Source organism: Pseudomonas sp. SDT291_1_S447 (assembly GCF_054070155.1).
This window is the reverse complement of sequence record NZ_JBSVXS010000492.1, coordinates 1-210: the sequence shown is the minus strand read 5'-3', so window position 1 is coordinate 210 and position 210 is coordinate 1. Positions and strand designations below refer to the sequence as shown.

1 pseudogene is annotated in these 210 nt (G+C 61.0%); it reads right to left on the bottom strand.

The features are described 5' to 3' along the window. Positions 1-53: 53 nt before the first annotated feature. Positions 54-210: pseudogene (locus ACW9IR_RS30510) on the bottom strand (efflux transporter periplasmic adaptor subunit); the annotation flags it as partial.

The following is a 210-nucleotide window of genomic DNA, read 5'->3' as shown; positions in this document are numbered from 1 at the left end:
ACCACCATGGCCAATACGGGGCGGCGGATAAAAACGTCTGTGAACTTCATGGCTCAGTGCCCTGCCGGCAGGTTTTTGTCCGGGCTGATGGCAATCGGGGTGCCGTTGTCCAGTTTGAGCTGACCGGCGCTGACCACCTGCTCACCGGCTTTCAAGCCCTTGCTCACCAGTACCAGGCCGCCCCGACGTTCGCCGGTTTCCACAAAACGC